We start from the raw sequence: 17,673 nt of genomic DNA, 5'->3' as shown, positions 1-17,673 counted from the left end.
CTGCCTAATCTGCCGCCTCCCCTCTCACCGATGGCAGGCAGATGTCTTCCGTTCCTTCCCCCGCCACCGCCGCGCCGGTGGTCGATTTCTTCCACGACGTGGTCTGCGGCTGGTGCTTCGTGCTGGCCCCGCGCCTGCAGCAGGTCTCGGCCGAACTCGGCATCCAGGTGCGCCACCGCAGCTTCGTGCTGCAGGACTCACGCGCGCAGATGGTCGAGGTGTTCGGCTCGATGGAGCGCGCCAAGGCGATCATCCTGCGCCACTGGACCGACTGCGCCGCGCATGAAGACACCGCGCGCATCGATATCGAAGGCATGCGCGCACAGGACTTCGAGTATCCGTCCGGCTGGCTCGGCGCACTGGCCTGCCAGGCCGCCGGCATGCTCGGTGGCAACGACGCCCATGGCGCGATGTTCGATGCCGTGCAGTGGGCGCACCTGCACCAGCACCGCAACATCGGCGATGCCGAAGTCCTGCTGGATATCGCCGAATCGCTGGGCCATCCACGTGGCGCCTTCGCTGACCACATGCGCAGCGACGCAGTACGCCAGCGCGTGCAGGCCGATCGTGCCGAAGCCGCTGCCCTCGGCATCCGTTCCATACCCACCGTGATCGGCGGCAACGGCCTGCGCCTGCAGACCCTGCCGCTGCCACACCTGCGCCAGGCCCTGGCGCCTTTGGTCGCGGCCTGAGCCGCACCCTCCCCCACCCTGCAAGGAGATTCCCCATGACCCCACATACCCTGGCCACCGCGCTGGCCCTGCTGCTGGCCGGCACCGCCGCGTCCACCACCGTGTCCGCACACGAACGCGTTCCCTCCGGCCAGCAGGTCGGCACCAGCCCCTGGGGGCCGAAGGACGAGATCGGCCGCCTCAACCTGATCACCGAAGCCTCGCGTGCGGCGATCCTGTCACGGGTCAGCGGCGGCAAGGCCTATGACCTGGCCACCGAATACTACGTCGGCATGCCCAGCTGGCAGGATGCCGGCGACCCGCACTACCAGTTCTGGATGACCCACACCCCGCGCGGCACGGTGATGGACGACCCGATGGGCGTGGGCGAGACCATGAACCTCACCCGCAGCTACACCGGCACCGCATTTTCGATGTACAGCCACACCGGCACCCACATCGATGCGCTGAACCACTTCGGCATCCACGGGAAGATCTGGAACGGCTTCGAGGCCGACAAGCACCTCGGCGATCGTGGCTGGAATGTCACCGGCATCGAGAAGTTCCCGCCGCTGATCGCGCGTGGCGTGCTGATCGACGTGGCCGCCGCCAAGGGCGTGGACATGCTGCCTGACAGCTACCGCGTCACCCGCCAGGACCTGAAGGATGCGCTGGCACGCCAGAAGGTGAAACTGCAGCAGGGCGACGTGGTGCTGATCCGCACCGGCCGCATGCGCCTGTTCGAGCAGCCCAGGGCCTACATGGCCAACCCGCCGGGCATGGGCCTGGACGCGGCGCGCTTCCTGGTCGAGGACAGCGGCGCGATGATCGTCGGTGCCGACAACCTCAGCTTCGAGACCTTCCCCTCGGAGGTGTCCGACGACTACGTGCCGCTGCACACCTACCTGCTGGCCCAGCAGGGCGCGCCGATCATCGAGCTGGTGGCGCTGGACGAACTGGCCCGCGACAAGGTCTACGAGTTCGCCTTCATCGGCGGCCCGCTGAAGATCCGCGGCGGCGATGCCGCGCCGCTGCGCCCGGTGGCGTTGCCAGTCCGCCCGTAACCGGGCCTGTGGGTGCCGACCCTGATCGGCACTCTTTACCCCCTTCAGCAACCTGAAACCGGACCCTCCGATTTCATTAGTAATTCTACTCACAAGGCGAGTAGCATGTCCGGTCTCAGCCCCTGATACCGGCCCGTCGATACTCGCGCCATGCCCGCCGTTTCCGCCCGTTCCTGCCGTTTCCAGCCTGCCCGGCGCCTCCCCTGGAGGGCCGGCTGATGGGTGCCGTCGTCGCCCTCGACCGGCTGCTGGACGGGCGCCAGCTGTGGCGCGGCCCGGCCCGCCAGGGGCCGGCCAGCGACCATCTGGCCAGCGGCCACCCGGCACTGGACGCACGCCTGCCCGGCGGTGGCTGGCCCATCAGCGGGCTGTGCGAGGTACTGCAGGCGGCGCCCGGGGTGGGTGAGCTGGCGCTGGTCTGGCCGGCGCTGGCCAAGCTGAGCCTGCGTGACCGCCCGATCGTGCTGGTCGCCCCGCCCTATCGCCCGCATGCCCCGGCCTGGGCGGCAGCCGGGCTGGACCTGGCCCAGCTGCAGATCATCCACGCAGCGCCGAAACAGGCGCTCTGGGCCACCGAGCAGTGCCTGCGCTCTGCCGCCTGCGCAGCGGTGCTGTGCTGGCCACACCAGGCCGACGATCGCGCCCTGCGCCGGCTGCAGGTGGCCGCCGACAGCGGCCAGTGCCTGGGCTTCGTGTTCCGCGAGGCGCAGGCGGCGCGCAATCCCTCTCCGGCCAGCCTGCGCCTGCAGCTCGACCACGGCCAGGTGCGGGTGCTGAAGTGCCGAGGCGGCCTGCCGCCGGCGCAGCCGTTGCCGCTGGCCATCGCCCACTGAGGCCGCGCCATGCACTGGGCCTGCCTGTTGTTGCCGCAGCTGGCGCTGGACAGCGTGCTGCGCCTGCAGCCGGATCCGCAGCGCCCACTGGTGCTGCTGCAGGGGCCGGCACAGCGTCGCGTACTGCGTGCGGTCAGCCCGTCGGCACGCGCAGCGGGGCTGCGCCCGGGCATGCTGCTGTCGGCTGCGCAGGTGCTCGTGCAGGACATGCACTTGCACGATTACGATCCCAACGCCGAACAGCACACCCGGCAGCTGCTGGCCAGCTGGGCCTACGCCTACAGCTCCCAGGTCAGCCTCGATTTCCCGCATGCACTGGTGCTGGAGATCGGCGCCAGCCGCGCCCTGTTCGGTGACTGGCTGACGATCCAGCAGCGGCTGCGCAACGAACTGCACGAACTCGGCTTCCGTCACCGTCTGGTGGCCGCACCTACCCCACATGCCGCGCGCGTGCTGGCCAACGTCCACGACGGCCTCGGCATCGATGCACAGCAACTGCCGGCGGCGCTGGCGCAGTTGCCCCTGCCGCGCTGCGGCCTGCCCAACGAGGCGGTGACGGTGCTCGGCCGCTCCGGCCTGCGCACGCTGGGCGCAGTGCTCGAGCTGCCGCGCGACAGCCTGGCCCGGCGCTTTGCCCCCGAGGTCCTGCAGCAGCTGGATGCACTGCGTGGGCTAACCACCGCGCCACTGCGCTACTACCAGCCACCGGACCGTTTCGATACACGCATCGAATTCGAGTACGAGATCGAATCCAGCCAGGCCCTGTTGTTCCCGCTGCGTCGCCTGCTGCTGGACCTGGCCGCGTTCCTGTGTTCGCGCGATGGCGGCGTGCAGCGCTTCGACCTGCATTTCGAGCACGACCTGCTGCCGGCCAGCGTGCTGACCATCGGCCTGCTGGCACCGGAACGCGATCCCGCGTTGCTGTTCGAGATCGCGCGCAACCGCATGGAAGCGTTCGCCCTGCCGGCCGGCAGCCGCGCACTGCGCCTGCAGGCCGAACAGCTGCCACCGTTCGTGCCCGCCGCGCGCGACCTGTTCGATACCCGCCCGGCACAGGCGATGCCCTGGAACCAGCTGCGCGAGCGCCTGCGTGCGCGGCTGGGTGATGATGCCGTGCAGCCGCTGGCGGTGCAGGCCGATCATCGCCCCGAACGCGCCAGTGGCACCCAGCCACCGGCCAAGCCCCCGTCGTACTGGCCGCTGCGCCCTGGCTGGTTGCTGGACACCCCGCAACCGCTGCGTGATCCGCGGCTGCGCATCGTCACCGGGCCGGAGCGGATCGAATCGGGCTGGTGGGACCAGGCCGACGCGCGCCGCGACTACTACGTGGTGGAAACCGCACACGGCCAGCGCGGCTGGGCTTTCCGTGAGCGCAACGATCCGCATGCGCCGTGGATGCTGCACGGCTGGTTCGGCTGAGCCGCCATGCACAGCGAACTGCCCGGCTACGCCGAACTGCACTGCCTGTCGGCCTTCAGTTTCCAGCGTGGTGCTTCGATCGCCGAAGAGCTGTTCGCGCGCGCCGCCGGCCAGGGCTACCGCGCGTTGGCGATCACCGACGAATGCTCGCTGGCCGGCATCGTGCGTGCCTGGCAGGCGGCGAAGGCGCATGGCGTGGCGCTGATCGTCGGCGCCGAATTCCAGGTCGAGGACGGACCCAAGCTGGCCCTGCTGTGCACCGACCAGGCCGCCTATGCCGGGCTGTGCCAGTTGATAACTACCTGCCGGCGGCGCGCGGCCAAGGGCGAGTACCGTTGCCTGCGCGAGGACCTGCTCGGCCTGCCCGACGGCCTGCTGTGCCTGTGGCTGGACCGGCAACCGGCCGCCACCGACCTGGAACTGCTGCGCGCCGGCTTCAATGATCGGCTGTGGCTGGCGGTGGAACTGCACCACGAGCACGACGACGCACGCCGCCTGCAGCAGCTGCAGGCCTTCGGCGAACGTCACCGCCTGACGCTGGTCGCCAGTGGCGATGTGCACATGCACGTGCGACGCCGCCGCGCCCTGCAGGACACGCTGACCGCGATCCGCCATCGTTGCAGCGTGGCCGAGGCCGGCTGGCGCCTGTTCCCCAACGGCGAGCGCCACCTGCGCCCGCGTACCGCGCTGGCCCAGCTGTATCCGCCCGAACTGCTGGCCGAGACCCTGCGCATCGCCGAGCGCTGCCACTTCACCCTGGAACAGCTGCAGTACACCTATCCACGCGAGCTGGTGCCGGAGGGGCATGACCCGGACAGCTGGCTGCGCGAGCTGGTCGAAGAAAAGATTCCCTGGCGTTGGCCAGAAGGGATCAAGGACGCACAGCGCAAGCAGATCGAACATGAGCTGGCGTTGATCCGGGAGAAAAACTACGCCTCCTACTTCCTTACCGTGCATGACATCGTGCGCTTCGCCCGCAGCCAGGACATCCTCTGCCAAGGGCGTGGCTCGGCGGCCAATTCGACGGTGTGCTTTGTGCTGGGCGTGACCGAGATCGATCCTGCGCGCAGCAATCTGTTGTTCGAGCGCTTCATCTCCGCCGAGCGCAATGAGCCGCCGGACATCGACATCGACTTCGAGCACGAGCGCCGCGAGGAAGTGCTGCAGTACGTGTTCAAGCGCTATGGCCGCGAGCGCGCCGCACTGACCGCAGTAGCAATCAGCTACCGTGGCCGCAGCGCGATCCGCGACGTCGCCCGTGCGCTCGGCCTGCCGATGGACCAGGTCAACGAACTCGGCGCGGCGATGGACCACTGGGGTGGCGGCATCCCGCTGCCGGAAACCCTGCGCGAGCGCGGCTTCGACCCGGACACGCCGCTGATGCGGCGGCTGCTGTCACTGACCAATGAACTGATCGACTTCCCGCGCCACCTGTCTCAGCATCCGGGTGGTTTCGTCATCTCCGAGCATCCGCTGTCGACCCTGGTGCCGGTGGAAAACGCGGCGATGGCCGACCGCACCGTCATCCAGTGGGACAAGGACGATCTGGATGCCACCGGCCTGATGAAGGTCGACTGCCTGGCGCTGGGCATGCTCACCGCCATCCGCAAATGCCTGGCGATGTTGAAGCAGCACGGCCTGCATGAAGGACGCATGGATGCGATCCCGCCCAAGGATGCAAAGACCTTCGACATGATCTGCGCCGCCGATACCATCGGCGTGTTCCAGATCGAATCGCGCGCACAGATGGCGATGCTGCCGCGCATGCAGCCACGCACGTTCTATGACCTGGTGATCGAGGTGGCGATCGTGCGCCCTGGCCCGATCCAGGGCGACATGGTGCACCCCTATCTGGAGCGGCGCCGGATCCTGCGCGAACAGGGACCGGACGCGTTGAACGACCCGGACAACCCGCTCTACCCACCGCAGCTGGAACGCGTATTCGCACGCACGCTGGGCGTGCCGCTGTTCCAGGAACAGGTGATGCAGCTGGCGGTGGAAGCGGCCGGCTACACGCCGGGCCAGGCCGATGCCCTGCGCCGCTCGATGGCCGCATGGAAACGCCGTGGCGGCCTGGAGCCGCATCGCGAGAAGCTGCTGTCCGGCATGCTGAAGAACGGCTTCAGCCGCGAGTACGGCGAGCATCTGTTCGAGCAGATCAAGGGCTTCGGTGATTACGGTTTCCCGGAAAGCCACGCCGCCAGCTTCGCCCTGCTGACTTATAACAGCTGCTGGCTGAAATGCCATCACCCCGCCGCGTTCACCGCCAGCCTGATCAACAGCCAGCCGCTGGGCTTCTACAGCCCCGACCAGCTGCTGCAGGACGCGCGCCGGCACGGCATCCGCGTGCTGCCGGTGGACGTGCGCCACAGCGACTGGGACTGCACCCTGGATTTCAGCAGGGGCGCGGCCGCGATCCGGCTCGGCCTGCGCCTGGTCGATGGCTGCAACGAGCCCGCCGTGCAGGCCATCATGCGCGAACGTGCGCGGCGCCCGTTCGACGATGTGGGCGACCTGTGCCAGCGCACGGCCCTGGACCGCCGCCAGCAGGGCCTGCTGGCCGATGCTGGCGCACTGCGCGGGCTCAGTGGCCATCGCCATCGTGCACGCTGGGATATCTCCGGCGTGGAAAACCGGCTGCCGCTGTTCGATCAGGCCCGCGCCACCGCCGAAGCCCGCGTGCCGTTGCCCCTGCCCAGCGCCTGGGAGGACATGCAGGCCGATTACCGCAGCACCGGCACCACCCTCGGCCGCCATCCGATCTCATTCCTGCGTGCGCAGCTGCGCAGCCGTGGCTGCCTGGATGCCGCGCAACTGGCGGGCCATGGCCATGGCCATGGCCGTCGCGTGCGTATCGCCGGCCTGGTACGCATGCGCCAGCGCCCACAGACCGCCAGCGGCGTCACCTTCCTCACGCTCGAAGATGAGACTGGCATGGTCAACGCCGTGGTCTGGCGGCACCTGGCCGATCGCCAGCACCGGGTGCTGGTCGATACCCAGCTGATGCAGATCGATGGCCGCCTGGAACGCGTCGATGGTGTGCAGCATGTCATCGTGCAGCGCATGCACTGCCTGGATGAGCTGCTGCAGGGACTGCGCAGCCACAGCCGCGATTTCCACTGACGCCGGGAATCACCGCGTAACGGCCACAGGGTGATGTCGACCAGGTAGAGGTAGAGTCGACTGTCAGTCGACTTGCGCGCGCCAGCGCGGGAATTTCCGTGATCTGATCGAACAGCAGTCGACTGACAGTCGACTCTACCCATCCCCTTTTGCATCCGCTATCGTCGGCACATCCAAGGAAGGACCACCCGATGCCCCGTGCGCTGCTGCTGACCACCCTGGTGGTCTCCACCCTCGCCCTGCTTGTTTCCGGCTGGACCGCCTGGAACCTGCATCGCAGCCAATCGCCACAGCGCATCATCGAAGCACGCGGCCTGGTCATCCACGATGCAAGCGGCCAGCCGCGGGTGATCCTCGGCGCACCGGTCCCCGACCCGCTCAGCCAGGGCCGCACCCAGGGGCCGCGCGCCACCGCCCTGTCTGGCCTGATCCTGCTTGGCCCCGACGGTTCCGAGCGTGGTGGTTATGGCACCAGCGACCGCGGCGGCGAAGCCCTGCTCACCCTCGACGATGCCACCGGCACTACCGAAGTATTCAAGGTCGTCGCCAATCCGGACCGCGGCGCCAGCCTGATGGTCAAGCACCAGAACAACACCGGCGCCATGCTCACCTCCTGGCAGGGCAAGCCGGAGCTGATGTTCGTCGATGACAGCGGCCAGTCCTACTACGTGCGCCCTGGCGCCAACGCCGCGCCCTGATCGGCTTCTGTAGCGTCGAGCCATGCTCGACGCTACACCCCACACACGGCCGCCAGGTCATCGGCCAGCTGCCGCAGCTGCGTCGTCCCCAGCGCCGCACAGGTGATGCGCAGGCCATGTCCCGGCGCCGCCACCGCGAACACTTCGCCCGCCCGCACATGCCATCCGCGCGAAGCCAGTGCCAGCACCTGAGGATGGCTGTCAGCCGACAACGGCAGCCACAGGTTCAATCCCTCCATTGGCAGCGGCGTCGGCATGCCACGCGCGCGCAGCAACTCCTGCAGCGACTGCAGGCGCTGCCGGTAACGCTCACCTGCCGAGGCGATCTTCGCCCGCTGCGTTGCCGACGCCAGCACCGACGTCGCCGCATCCTGCAGCAGATGACTGACCCAGCCGGTGCCGGACGCCAATCGCAGCCGCAACCGCATCGCGGTTTCTTCATCGCAGGCCAACCAGGCCAGGCGCAGGTCGGGGCCGAGCGGTTTGGACAACGAACGCAACAGCGCCCAGCGCCGGCCATCCAGCGGCAGTACCGAGTGGTAGGCCTGCTGCGAAAGCAGCGCGTAATGATCGTCGACCAGCACCGCCACCTGCGGGTAGGCCGCCAGCAGCTGGCGCAACGCCCGTGCCCGCTTCGCATCCAGGCTGGCCCCGGTCGGGTTGTGCGCACGCGGGGTCAGCAGCACCGCGCGTGCACCGGCCTCCAGCGCCTGCCGAAGTGATTCGACCTGCATGCCATGCGCGTCCACCGCCACCGGCAACGGCGCGTGGCCCACGGCATTGAGCACATTGAGGCTGCCGAGGAAGCACGGATCCTCCACCGCGATGCGATCCCCCGGCAGCAGCCAGGCCGCCAGCAGGCGTTCAATGCCATCGACCGCGCCATGGGTCAGCTCCAGCGCATAACCCGCCGGGCAGTCCGCATCCAGCGAGGCGCGCGCCAGCGCCTGCAACCTCGGGTCGACCGTGCCCACGCCATACAGCCGCGGTGCGGCCGGGGCCAGGCGCAGGTTCGGCAGCAGGCGCGGATCCGGATTGCCACCGGCCAGGTCCTGCAGCGCCAGCCCGGGCGTACTGCCCTCGCGCGCCAGCGGCGGCGGCAGGCCACGCACCACCGTGCCGCGGCGGCCCGCCGTGCTGGCCAGACCCGCCGCATCCAGGCGCTTGTAGGCAGCGGCCACGGTGTTGCGGTTCACGCCCAGCTGCTCGGCCAGTTCACGCACCGGCGGCAGCACGCTGCCGGCCGGCAGGCGGCCCTCGCCGATGCCCTCACGGATGCTGTCGAAGATCGACTCGGCACTGTGCCCAGTGATTTTCATTTTGTCCTATGCCAAAATATCTCTTGTCCTGTGCCAGTGTATCCCACCCTGGCCGCCCTGCATTGGAGGTGCCCGCATGCCCCTTGCCGCCGCCGACTGGCCCGTCGCCCAGTCCGTTGAACAGATCGCCGCCAACCTGGTCACGGTGCGCCAACGCATCGCCGATGCCTGCGCCCGCGTCGGCCGGGACCCGGCCAGCGTGCGCCTGCTGCCGGTCAGCAAGACCGTCGATGAAGCCCGCATCCGCATGGCGGTGGCCGCAGGCTGCCACGAACTTGGCGAGAACAAGGTGCAGGAGGCACAACGCAAGGCCGAAGCGATGGCCGACCTGGGCGTGCACTGGTCGGTGATCGGCCATCTGCAGACCAACAAGGCGCGCTACGTGGCGCGCTTTGCCAGCGAGTTCCAGGCGCTGGACAGCCTGCGCGTAGCCGAGGCCCTGCAGCAGCGCCTGCAACTGGAAGAGCGCACCCTGGATGTGTTCGTGCAGGTCAACACCTCGGCCGAACCCAGCAAGTACGGACTGGAACCCGACGCGGTCGAGGCCTTCGTGCAACAGCTGCCAGCCTTCGATCGCCTGCGCGTGCGCGGCCTGATGACCCTGGCCATCTTCACCCCCGACGTCGAGCGCGTGCGCGCCTGCTTCGTGCGCCTGCGCGAACTGCGCGACCAGCTGCAACGCACCGCCCCGCCCGACCTGGACCTGTCGCAGCTGTCGATGGGCATGTCCGGTGATTTCGAAGTGGCCATCGAGGAAGGTGCCACCGTGGTCCGCGTCGGCCAGGCCATTTTCGGCGCCCGCGCCACCCCGGACAGCTTCTACTGGCCGAACAGCGGAGCCCCGGCATGAAGCACGCGGTTGTCCTGCAGCACGTTGGCTTTGAAGACCTCGGCACCCTGCAGCCACTGCTGTTGGCGCAAGGCTGGCAGCTGCAGCCGCTGCAGGCCGGCGTCGATGCGCTCGATGACGCCGAAACCGCCGACCTGCTGGTCGTGCTGGGCGGTCCCATCAGTGCCAATGACACAGGGACCTATCCCTTCGTCAACGACAGCATTGCCCTGCTGCAGCGCCGGCTGCAGCGGCAGCGGCCGACCCTGGGCATCTGCCTGGGTGCACAGCTGATGGCGCGGGCACTCGGTGCCAGTGTCGCTCCCAGTGGTGGCAAGGAAATCGGCTTTGCGCCACTGCTGCTGACCGATGAAGGCCAGCGTTCTCCGCTGCAGTCCCTGCAGGGCATTCCGGTACTGCATTGGCATGGTGAGGCGTTCGAACTTCCGGCCGGTGCACGCCGCCTGGCCAGCACGCCGGCCTGCCGTCACCAGGCCTTCGCCATCGGCAGCCACGCACTGGCCCTGCAATGCCATCCGGAACTGGACGCCCGCCAGTTCGAGCGCTGGCTGATCGGCCACACGCTGGAGCTGGCCCAGGCCGGCATCGATCCCAACGACCTGCGCGCCCAGGCCCGTCGCTATGGCGCACCGCTGGCAGCGGCCGCCACCGCGATGTTCGACCATTGGCTGCAGGACCTGCCGGAGACACCGCAATGAACTACCGATTGCAGATCCACCGCGATGGCGCCCACTGGGGCCACTTCGACTGCAGCGGCCCCGATGCCCTGCAACGCATGGACGCCATTGCCGCACAGCTGCCTGCCGATCAGGGCTTCCAGCTGAAACGGCAGAAAGGTGTCGGCGAAGAGCGCATCCTGTCCAGCAATGCCGATGGCCTGCGGGTACTGGCTTCGCAGATCCAGTACCGCGACATCTGACCCGATGGTGGTGCCGGCTGCTGGCCGGCACCCGGATCTGCCGGCCAGCGGCCGGCACTACCGCGGCTGTTCGCCCGCGTGCGAAGCTTCACGCATGTTGACCCTGCAACGCGGCAACCACCACGGACTGCTCATCGCCCCGCGCTGGCCCTCCACCCGCATCCAACTGGAAGAAGAGGTACTGCAACGCCTGCTCGACGCGCAGGCGATGCTGCCTGCCGGGTTGCGCCTGCTGCTCACCCGTGGCTTCGAACCCGGCCACAGCCGTCTCGGTGGCTTCCGCCGCGCGGTACGACGGCTCGGCATCGCAGCATTCCGCACCTGCTACCCGCAACGCCGCGATGAGATCGATGCCATTTTCGGTGCCAACGGCCACGACATCGATGGCCGTCATGTCGATGTCTCACTGGTACTGCACGGCAAGCGGCTGCGGCTGCTGCCCCTGGGCGTGTTCACCCCACTGCGCTGGCAGGATCGTCGCGTTGCCCGTCATTCCGAAGCCGTCGTGCAGGTGAAGCGCAGCCTGCAGCAGTGCGGCTTCGAGCTGCATCACAACGCCACCGAAGCCCTGCAGATCCACTGCGACTATCGTCCGCGCTGACGCCGCGGTGACCCATGCGTGCCGTGCCTCGCGCCATGGATGCAAATGATTCTCTTTTGCTGTAAGGTGCAGCCGCTGCCCTTGCCGCCGCGGGCTGTTCCCTTTCCCAGTTGTCGCCCGCCCCGTGTCCACGCCTGTCGAACCGACGGATGTCGCGCAGCTGTGCGCGGCCCATTACCTGCCGCTGCACGCCCATGTCCGCCGCAAACTCCCGCAACGCAGCGACGCCGATGACGTCGTCCAGGAAACCTGGCTGCGTGTCGTCAAAGTCGCCGCCAGCGGCCTGCTGAGCAACGGCCGCGCCTATCTGTACCGCGTCGCCCACAACCTGATCGCGGATCACTACCGGCAGCGCCAGCGCCGTCGCGAAGAGGTACTGGATGACACGCAGTTGCAGGCCATCGCCGATCCTGCACCACTGCCCGAGCAGCGACTGCTCGACGCCGAACAGCTGCGCCACCTCGACGCGATCATCGCCGCGCTGCCACCGCGCTCGCGCCAGGTGTTCCTGCTGGCGCGGGTTGAACAATTGGCGCTGGCTGAGATCGGGCGCCAGCTCGGCATCAGCCGGCAGACCGCGCACGGCCATCTGCTGCGCGCCCTCGTCGCCCTGCAGCAGGTGCCCGGCGCATGAGCCAGGACGCGATCGCGCGTGAAACCGCACGCTGGTGGCTGGACGGGCACGACGGTGACCGCGACGAGAACGCGTTCGACCAGTGGTACCAGGCCGACCCTCGCCATGCCGCGCAGTACCAGTATCTGCAGCACCTGTGGCAGGCAGGCGCGACGCTGCCCAGCCTGCAGCGGCAACAGCAGCGCAGGCAACGCCGTCGCCTGCGCGAAGCCGGCATTGCGGTTCTGTTGCTGTGTGCGCTGGGTCTCTACAGCCGCCATGCCTCGCCGCCGGTGGCGCAGGTACTGCGTACGGCCGCTGGCGAGATCCGCGAGGAGACCCTTCCGGATGGTTCGCATGTCCTGCTGTCACCCGGCAGCGAAGTGAAGGTGCGCATCGATGGGCAGCGCCGCCAGCTCCAGTTGCAGCGTGGCCAGGCCTGGTTCCAGGTCGCCGCCGACGCCGACCGGCCCTTCCAGGTACACACTCCGCAGGGCACCGTCACTGCACTGGGGACCGCATTCGATCTTGCCGTGCAGGGCAACAGCAGCGTGGTCACCGTTACCGAGCATCGCGTGCGCGTGGACAGCGGCAACGCCAGCATGCTGGCCAACGACGGCGAGCAGCTGCGCTTCGATGGGCAGTCAACAGCCGATGCAACAACCACCGCCTCCGGAACACTGGCCTGGCGCGAGCGGCGCCTGCACTGGGTCTCGGCCCCGCTGGCCGACGTCACGCAGGGCCTGGACCGCTGGCACGGCGGGCACACGTGGGTCATCGGCGAGCAGCTGCGCCAGCAGCCGGTCACCCTGCTTGGCAGTGCCGACGGCGCAGCCAGCAACCGCGACCAGTTGGCCACTCAGTTGCAGGTGCGCGTGCTGCGCCTCGGCGACGGCATACAGGTGTGGCTGCCGCCACGCAGGGAACGGCGTGATGGACCCTGACATCCGGCCTGCGGCTGCGTCTACCCGGGATGACGACGCTCTGCGTCAGCCCCTGGAGCCCCCGATGCTGTGCCCCCGCCCCCTTGTCCTCGCCCTGTCGCTGGCCTGCGCCAGCACCGTTCCACTGCTGCCAAACAGCGCCCACGCGCAGGCCGCCACTCGAAGCTACGATCTGCCCGCCCAGCCACTGGCGGCCGCGCTGGACGCCTACAGCCGGCTGACCGGTGTCGATCTGGTGATCGGCGCGGCGCTTCCCGCTGGCCATGCCGCGCCGGCCCTTCGCGGTGACTTCGACGATGCGCAGGCCCTGACGCGCCTGCTGGCGGGCAGCGGCCTGCGCCCGCGCTTCATCGATGCGCGCCGCGCCACTCTGGAGCCGGCGCCGGCCGAGCGCGGCGATGGCAGCCGCCGCACCGGGCCCTTGCGGGTGCAGGGCAATACCGCGCACGGCCATTCCCCCGGTGCAGGTGCCAGCCAGTATGTACCAGCCACCCGCGATGGCTTTGCGCCTTCGATCGGCAGCGAGCGCGTGGCGATGCCCGAACGCCAGGAAGGCAACAGCCTGCTGCGCTCGATGCCTGGCACCCACAGCTTCCATTCGCGCAGCCAGCCGGGCCTGCAGGTCAACATCCGCGGCATGACCGGTGCTGGCCGGGTCAACACCATGATCGACGGTGTCACCCAGACCTTCCGCAACAATGCCGGGCATGGCTCGGGTGGTCCGTTCGCCTATGTCGATCCTTTCCTGCTGGCCGGCGTGGACGTGCAACGCGGTGCGGTCGCCGGTGGAGATGGTGCGGGTACGCTGGCCGGCAGTGCCAACTTCCGCACGCTGGATATCGACGATCTGCTCGGTGAGGGCCGTGACTGGGGCCTGCGTGCAGGCTATCGCCACGGCAACAACGGCTACGGCAGCGGCCGTACCTTCGCCGGTGCCTGGCGCCACGGTGAAGAGGGTGGCGACCGCCAGTTCGGCCTGCTGGCCGCTGCCAGCAGCAGCCGCAGCAGCGAATACGCGACCGCGCGTGGGCAGAAGAACAACGCCGACCCGGGCAGCCAGCAGCCCAGCAGCTGGCTGTTGAAAGCACGCCTGCAGCCGAGCGACCAGCACCGGCTGGACCTGAGCCACATGCGTTACGAAAACGACTTCTACCACAACTATCCGTGGCAGATTTCCGCGCGCAACCAGCGCGCCAGCTACCACTACACGCCCTATTCGCCGTGGATCGACCTGCGTGCAACCTTCGCCGGCAACAAGACCCGGCTGTTCTATCCGCCAGTGGAGGATTCCAGCTACATCGGTCGCCGCACCCACAGCAATCTGAGCAGCTGGACCGTTGACAACACCAGCCGCTTCGACATCGGGGCACTGCAGGCGCGCTGGAACACCGGCATCAAGCACCAGTCGGACATCTATGTGGCCGATACCCCCGTCCTGCGCGGTGCCAACCCGCAAGGTCGCAGCCAGCTGGACAGCGTGTTCAGCACGCTGGAGCTGCAGTACGGCATCTACGCGCTGACCGCCGGCCTGCGCCAGGACCGCTTCGGCATCCGTGGCCACATCCCGGTGTGCTCGGATGTGCCCGGCCAGTGCGCGGAGATCAACGGTGGCGGCATCGACGTGCGCCGTACCCAGCGCGCCCTCAGCCCCAGCCTGGCGGTATCGTGGCAGGCCACCGACTGGCTGCAGTTGTTCGCAGAAGCCTCGCGTACTTCCCGCCCGCCGCGGGTGCAGGAGATGTTCTTCGAGAAGATCCCGCTGGAAGGCATGAGCGATGCCGATGGCGTGGGCGCCAACCCGTTCCTGCGCCGCGAGCGCTCGCGCAACCTGCAGGTCGGTGCCAACCTCAGCACCGACTCGCTGCTGGTCGACGGTGACCTGGCACAGCTGCGGATCACCCGCTTCGACAACCGCATCCGCGACTACATCAAGCCGCAGTACCTGCTGATCGTGCATCCGCCGGAAGTGGAACCGTTCGTGGTGCCGATCGACAGCGATCCGCAACTCACTGCCTGGACCGATGCGCTGGACGTGGACGACTTCAGCACCACCACGCGCTGGATGAACCACCCCGGCGTGGTGCGCATGCGCGGTATCGAACTGGAAGCGCATTACGCCAGCGAGCACTACCACGCCACGCTGAGCTGGACCCGCTCGCACACCAGTGCGCCGGCCATCGAGTTCGTCAACCTGGAAGACATCACCGCCCTGCCCGACCGCTACTGGACGCTGGACGTGGGCGGCCGCTGGTGGCAGCAGCGCGTGCAGGCCGGCCTGCGCGCCGAGTACTCCGGGCCGACCGAGGAAGGCTACGACTTCTTCCAGACCCGCAAGACCGGCGGCACCGGCGTGCTGCTCGACTTCTACGCCAGCTTCAAGCCCCAGGCCAACACCACGCTGTGGCTGAACATCGAAAACCTGCAGAACAAGGCCTATGACAACAATGCCTCGATCGACAGCATCTTCAGCCCGATCCTGGACCGCGGCAACGGCCGTGGCCGTACCGTCTCGATGGGCGTCAATGTGGCGTTCTAGCCGTCGCTGGCTGCCCGTATGCCTGCTCGCGCTGGCGACCGTGGCCAGCGCGCAGCCGATGCCTGGCTCAGTGATCGACCTGGCCAACGGCCGGCACCTGGACGAAGCCGCGTTCGTGGCGCATGCGGCGGACGCCCAGAGGCTGATGCTGGGTGAGCGCCATGACCTCGCCGGAGACCACGCCGCCCAGCGCTGGCTGCTGCAGGCGCTGCAGCGGCGGCGCCCGCAGGGTTCGCTGGTGCTGGAAATGATCGCCAGCGAGCGCCAGCCACGCCTGCAGCGGGTGCAGCGCTGGCTGGCCAAGGGCAACCAGGCCGAAGGTGCACGCCTGCAGGAACTGCTGGACTGGGATACGCGTTGGCCGTGGGCCGCGTATGGCGGGCTGGTACAGGATGCTGCCGATGCAGGCACGCCGCTGTTCGGCGGCAACCTGTCGCGTGCCGAGGTCAACGCGCTGCTCGCGTCCACCAAGGGCGTACGGTTCCCGGTGGCCGCTGCCCGCCAGCGCCTGTCGGCGGTGGTGCTGGCCCAGCACGCAGACGCAGCACCGATGCTGGAAGGGATGCTGGCCGTGCAACAGGCCCGCGACACACGCATGGCACAGGTGCTGCTCGATGCGCCCGCGCCGGCGCTGCTGGTAGCGGGGCGCTGGCATGTACTGCGCGGTACCGGGGTACCGGGCTACCTGTCACCGGCTACGCCTGCGCTGGTGATCGCATTGGCTTCGCCGGGTGAAACCGTGGATGCGGCGGATGCCGATCTGCTGTGGGTGCTGGACGATGAGTGAGCGCGGCCAACACTGGCAGGCGATCGCGATCACCGCCGTCCTGCACCTGCTGCCCCTGCTGCTGTTGGTGCACTGGGTGGCAGCGCCGCCGATGCTGCCGCCGCCGGAGCAGGACGTGCGCATCAGCCTGCGCCTGCTGGCGCCGGCCACGCCGCCACAGCCCGTAGAGGAGCGCCAGGCCGACACCCCCAGCCAGGCGCAGCAGGCGCGCGCATCGCAACCGGCAAAGTCGCCCTCGCCACCGAAACCCACCGCCGCGCGCGAGGGCGAGTTGGCCGCCAGCGAAACGGGCGGGACGGGTCGAACGCCGCTGCCGGTCGCCCCGCCGGCGGCCGCGACCGATGCCAGTCCCGCACCGGCATCGATCACGGCCGCTCCGCCCGCTCCAGACGCGCCACCGGCGGACTTCCAGGCCGGCGCCGCCAGCGACCAGTGGGAAGCCCGCCTGATGGCGCGGCTGGAGCGTTACCGCTATTACCCTGCCGCCGCACGCTCGCGCCGGCAGCAGGGCACTGCGTGGGTCAGGGCCAGCATCGACCGCGAAGGCCGCCTGCTGGCTCTGCGGCTGGAACAGTCCAGTGGCCAGCCGATGCTCGATGACGCTGCGCTGCAGACCTTCCGTCGCGCGCAGCCGCTACCGCCCATTCCCGATGAACTGAAGGCACCACAGGAACTGGTGGTGCCGGTGGAGTACTACCTGCGCTAGGCGGCGTAGGCCTCCGCCTCGATCTCGAACAGCATGCCGTCCAGCGCCAGTCGCGGCACCGGGATCAGCGTGCAGGTGGGCGCCGCACGGTTCGGCCAGCGTCGCCGCACCTGGTGGGCAATGATGCCCAGCCGGTCCTCATCGTGGCCGACCACCAGGATGCGCAACCGCGCCACATCAACCAGGCTTGCCTGCGCCGAGCGCAGCGCGGTCTGCAGGTTGTCCAGCGCCTGCCCGACCTGGTCTTCGAAGCTGGGCGAGAGACGGCCCTGCGCATCTTCACCGCCCTGCCCGGCCACGTGGATCACCCGTGCCGGCAGGCGCACCACCGCCACGTGTGAGTAGCCGTTGGCCGAAGGATCGTAGAGGCCCGGTGGATTGAACAGCTCCAGCAGGCCATGGCTGAAGTCCGGTGTGGTCAGCAGGTTCATGCCGCGCGCCTCGTGGGGGTTGCCGGCAGTCTGTGACCTCAACCCCGGTTGAGGTCAAACGGATCCGGTGCAACAGACCGGTCTGCCACGCGCAACGATCACGCGATCCCGTGGAATCGAGCCTGCTCGACTTCCGCTGACGAAAAGCAGTCGAGCTAT

Annotated in this window: 17 protein-coding genes; 15 read left to right on the top strand and 2 right to left on the bottom strand. The window is 68.7% G+C overall.

Going from position 1 to position 17,673, the window contains the following annotated elements:
- Positions 1 to 41 precede the first annotated feature (41 nt).
- The 6 genes from AC5P60_RS16055 (at position 42) to AC5P60_RS16030 (ending at position 7,808) form a co-directional block, all read left to right on the top strand.
- A complete protein-coding gene (locus AC5P60_RS16055; RefSeq protein WP_012480588.1) occupies positions 42 to 692 on the top strand; it encodes a DsbA family oxidoreductase in 651 nt (216 codons plus the stop codon).
- 35 nt (positions 693 to 727) lie between these two features.
- Positions 728 to 1,735: a cyclase family protein gene (locus tag AC5P60_RS16050; RefSeq protein ID WP_099474591.1), complete on the top strand. Its 1,008-nt coding sequence runs from the start codon at positions 728 to 730 to the stop codon at positions 1,733 to 1,735.
- Between the two features lie 218 nt (positions 1,736 to 1,953).
- A complete protein-coding gene (imuA, locus tag AC5P60_RS16045) occupies positions 1,954 to 2,568 on the top strand; it encodes a translesion DNA synthesis-associated protein ImuA (RefSeq protein WP_049453594.1) in 615 nt (204 codons plus the stop codon).
- A gap of 9 nt (positions 2,569 to 2,577) precedes the next feature.
- Positions 2,578 to 3,987 carry a Y-family DNA polymerase gene (locus tag AC5P60_RS16040; protein ID WP_483693264.1) on the top strand — a complete coding sequence of 470 codons (1,410 nt, stop codon included), beginning with the start codon at positions 2,578 to 2,580 and terminating at the stop codon, positions 3,985 to 3,987.
- 6 nt (positions 3,988 to 3,993) lie between these two features.
- The gene (locus AC5P60_RS16035) at positions 3,994 to 7,110 is read left to right on the top strand and encodes an error-prone DNA polymerase (protein ID WP_495201773.1); all 3,117 of its coding nucleotides are present in this window, start codon (positions 3,994 to 3,996) and stop codon (positions 7,108 to 7,110) included.
- Between the two features lie 191 nt (positions 7,111 to 7,301).
- Positions 7,302 to 7,808 carry a hypothetical protein gene (locus AC5P60_RS16030; protein WP_005410054.1) on the top strand — a complete coding sequence of 169 codons (507 nt, stop codon included), beginning with the start codon at positions 7,302 to 7,304 and terminating at the stop codon, positions 7,806 to 7,808.
- A gap of 32 nt (positions 7,809 to 7,840) precedes the next feature.
- Here AC5P60_RS16030 and ptsJ read toward each other — a convergent pair whose 3' ends face one another.
- Complete coding sequence (gene ptsJ / locus AC5P60_RS16025; protein ID WP_033833921.1) at positions 7,841 to 9,127, bottom strand: MocR-like B6 salvage transcription factor PtsJ; 1,287 nt, start codon at positions 9,125 to 9,127, stop codon at positions 7,841 to 7,843.
- A gap of 76 nt (positions 9,128 to 9,203) precedes the next feature.
- Between ptsJ and AC5P60_RS16020 the strand changes: the two genes are divergently transcribed.
- From AC5P60_RS16020 to AC5P60_RS15980, 9 genes are all read left to right on the top strand, one after another.
- Complete coding sequence (locus tag AC5P60_RS16020; protein ID WP_005413791.1) at positions 9,204 to 9,977, top strand: YggS family pyridoxal phosphate-dependent enzyme; 774 nt, start codon at positions 9,204 to 9,206, stop codon at positions 9,975 to 9,977.
- Complete coding sequence (locus tag AC5P60_RS16015; protein WP_033833923.1) at positions 9,974 to 10,675, top strand: glutamine amidotransferase; 702 nt, start codon at positions 9,974 to 9,976, stop codon at positions 10,673 to 10,675. Before AC5P60_RS16020 ends, AC5P60_RS16015 begins: the two co-directional genes overlap by 4 nt.
- Positions 10,672 to 10,896 carry a hypothetical protein gene (locus AC5P60_RS16010; RefSeq protein ID WP_005410058.1) on the top strand — a complete coding sequence of 75 codons (225 nt, stop codon included), beginning with the start codon at positions 10,672 to 10,674 and terminating at the stop codon, positions 10,894 to 10,896. Before AC5P60_RS16015 ends, AC5P60_RS16010 begins: the two co-directional genes overlap by 4 nt.
- A 94-nt stretch (positions 10,897 to 10,990) precedes the next feature.
- Positions 10,991 to 11,497 (top strand): hypothetical protein, encoded by a 507-nt coding sequence (locus AC5P60_RS16005; protein ID WP_033833941.1) that lies wholly within the window; start codon positions 10,991 to 10,993, stop codon positions 11,495 to 11,497.
- 124 nt (positions 11,498 to 11,621) lie between these two features.
- Positions 11,622 to 12,131 carry an RNA polymerase sigma factor gene (locus tag AC5P60_RS16000; RefSeq protein ID WP_483693266.1) on the top strand — a complete coding sequence of 170 codons (510 nt, stop codon included), beginning with the start codon at positions 11,622 to 11,624 and terminating at the stop codon, positions 12,129 to 12,131.
- Positions 12,128 to 13,054: a FecR family protein gene (locus AC5P60_RS15995; protein WP_483693267.1), complete on the top strand. Its 927-nt coding sequence runs from the start codon at positions 12,128 to 12,130 to the stop codon at positions 13,052 to 13,054. Before AC5P60_RS16000 ends, AC5P60_RS15995 begins: the two co-directional genes overlap by 4 nt.
- 64 nt (positions 13,055 to 13,118) lie before the next feature.
- A complete protein-coding gene (locus AC5P60_RS15990) occupies positions 13,119 to 15,590 on the top strand; it encodes a TonB-dependent receptor (protein WP_049453604.1) in 2,472 nt (823 codons plus the stop codon).
- Positions 15,577 to 16,377 (top strand): ChaN family lipoprotein, encoded by an 801-nt coding sequence (locus AC5P60_RS15985; RefSeq protein ID WP_111173420.1) that lies wholly within the window; start codon positions 15,577 to 15,579, stop codon positions 16,375 to 16,377. Before AC5P60_RS15990 ends, AC5P60_RS15985 begins: the two co-directional genes overlap by 14 nt.
- Positions 16,370 to 17,083 (top strand): energy transducer TonB family protein, encoded by a 714-nt coding sequence (locus AC5P60_RS15980; RefSeq protein WP_049395905.1) that lies wholly within the window; start codon positions 16,370 to 16,372, stop codon positions 17,081 to 17,083. Before AC5P60_RS15985 ends, AC5P60_RS15980 begins: the two co-directional genes overlap by 8 nt.
- Here the strand turns inward: AC5P60_RS15980 and AC5P60_RS15975 are convergent.
- Positions 17,080 to 17,514 (bottom strand): RidA family protein, encoded by a 435-nt coding sequence (locus AC5P60_RS15975; protein WP_005410065.1) that lies wholly within the window; start codon positions 17,512 to 17,514, stop codon positions 17,080 to 17,082. The two genes, AC5P60_RS15980 and AC5P60_RS15975, sit on opposite strands and share 4 nt — an antisense overlap.
- Between the last annotated feature and the right edge of the window lie 159 nt (positions 17,515 to 17,673).

Source organism: Stenotrophomonas sp. YJH_SMC_120, from assembly GCF_059368675.1.
Note: the sequence above shows the minus strand (reverse complement) of the source record. Positions and strands in the feature narration are given on the sequence as shown.

Excerpts from the sequence above, each read along its gene's own strand:
- AC5P60_RS16055 (WP_012480588.1), top strand. The coding sequence starts at position 42 with ATGTCTTCCGTTCCTTCCCCCGCCACCGCCGCGCCGGTGGTCGATTTC.
- AC5P60_RS16050 (WP_099474591.1), top strand. The coding sequence starts at position 728 with ATGACCCCACATACCCTGGCCACCGCGCTGGCCCTGCTGCTGGCCGGC.
- imuA (WP_049453594.1), top strand. The coding sequence starts at position 1,954 with ATGGGTGCCGTCGTCGCCCTCGACCGGCTGCTGGACGGGCGCCAGCTG.
- AC5P60_RS16040 (WP_483693264.1), top strand. The coding sequence starts at position 2,578 with ATGCACTGGGCCTGCCTGTTGTTGCCGCAGCTGGCGCTGGACAGCGTG.
- AC5P60_RS16035 (WP_495201773.1), top strand. The coding sequence starts at position 3,994 with ATGCACAGCGAACTGCCCGGCTACGCCGAACTGCACTGCCTGTCGGCC.
- AC5P60_RS16030 (WP_005410054.1), top strand. The coding sequence starts at position 7,302 with ATGCCCCGTGCGCTGCTGCTGACCACCCTGGTGGTCTCCACCCTCGCC.
- ptsJ (WP_033833921.1), bottom strand. The coding sequence starts at position 9,127 with ATGAAAATCACTGGGCACAGTGCCGAGTCGATCTTCGACAGCATCCGT.
- AC5P60_RS16020 (WP_005413791.1), top strand. The coding sequence starts at position 9,204 with ATGCCCCTTGCCGCCGCCGACTGGCCCGTCGCCCAGTCCGTTGAACAG.
- AC5P60_RS16015 (WP_033833923.1), top strand. The coding sequence starts at position 9,974 with ATGAAGCACGCGGTTGTCCTGCAGCACGTTGGCTTTGAAGACCTCGGC.
- AC5P60_RS16010 (WP_005410058.1), top strand. The coding sequence starts at position 10,672 with ATGAACTACCGATTGCAGATCCACCGCGATGGCGCCCACTGGGGCCAC.
- AC5P60_RS16005 (WP_033833941.1), top strand. The coding sequence starts at position 10,991 with ATGTTGACCCTGCAACGCGGCAACCACCACGGACTGCTCATCGCCCCG.
- AC5P60_RS15995 (WP_483693267.1), top strand. The coding sequence starts at position 12,128 with ATGAGCCAGGACGCGATCGCGCGTGAAACCGCACGCTGGTGGCTGGAC.
- AC5P60_RS15990 (WP_049453604.1), top strand. The coding sequence starts at position 13,119 with ATGCTGTGCCCCCGCCCCCTTGTCCTCGCCCTGTCGCTGGCCTGCGCC.
- AC5P60_RS15985 (WP_111173420.1), top strand. The coding sequence starts at position 15,577 with ATGTGGCGTTCTAGCCGTCGCTGGCTGCCCGTATGCCTGCTCGCGCTG.
- AC5P60_RS15980 (WP_049395905.1), top strand. The coding sequence starts at position 16,370 with ATGAGTGAGCGCGGCCAACACTGGCAGGCGATCGCGATCACCGCCGTC.
- AC5P60_RS15975 (WP_005410065.1), bottom strand. The coding sequence starts at position 17,514 with ATGAACCTGCTGACCACACCGGACTTCAGCCATGGCCTGCTGGAGCTG.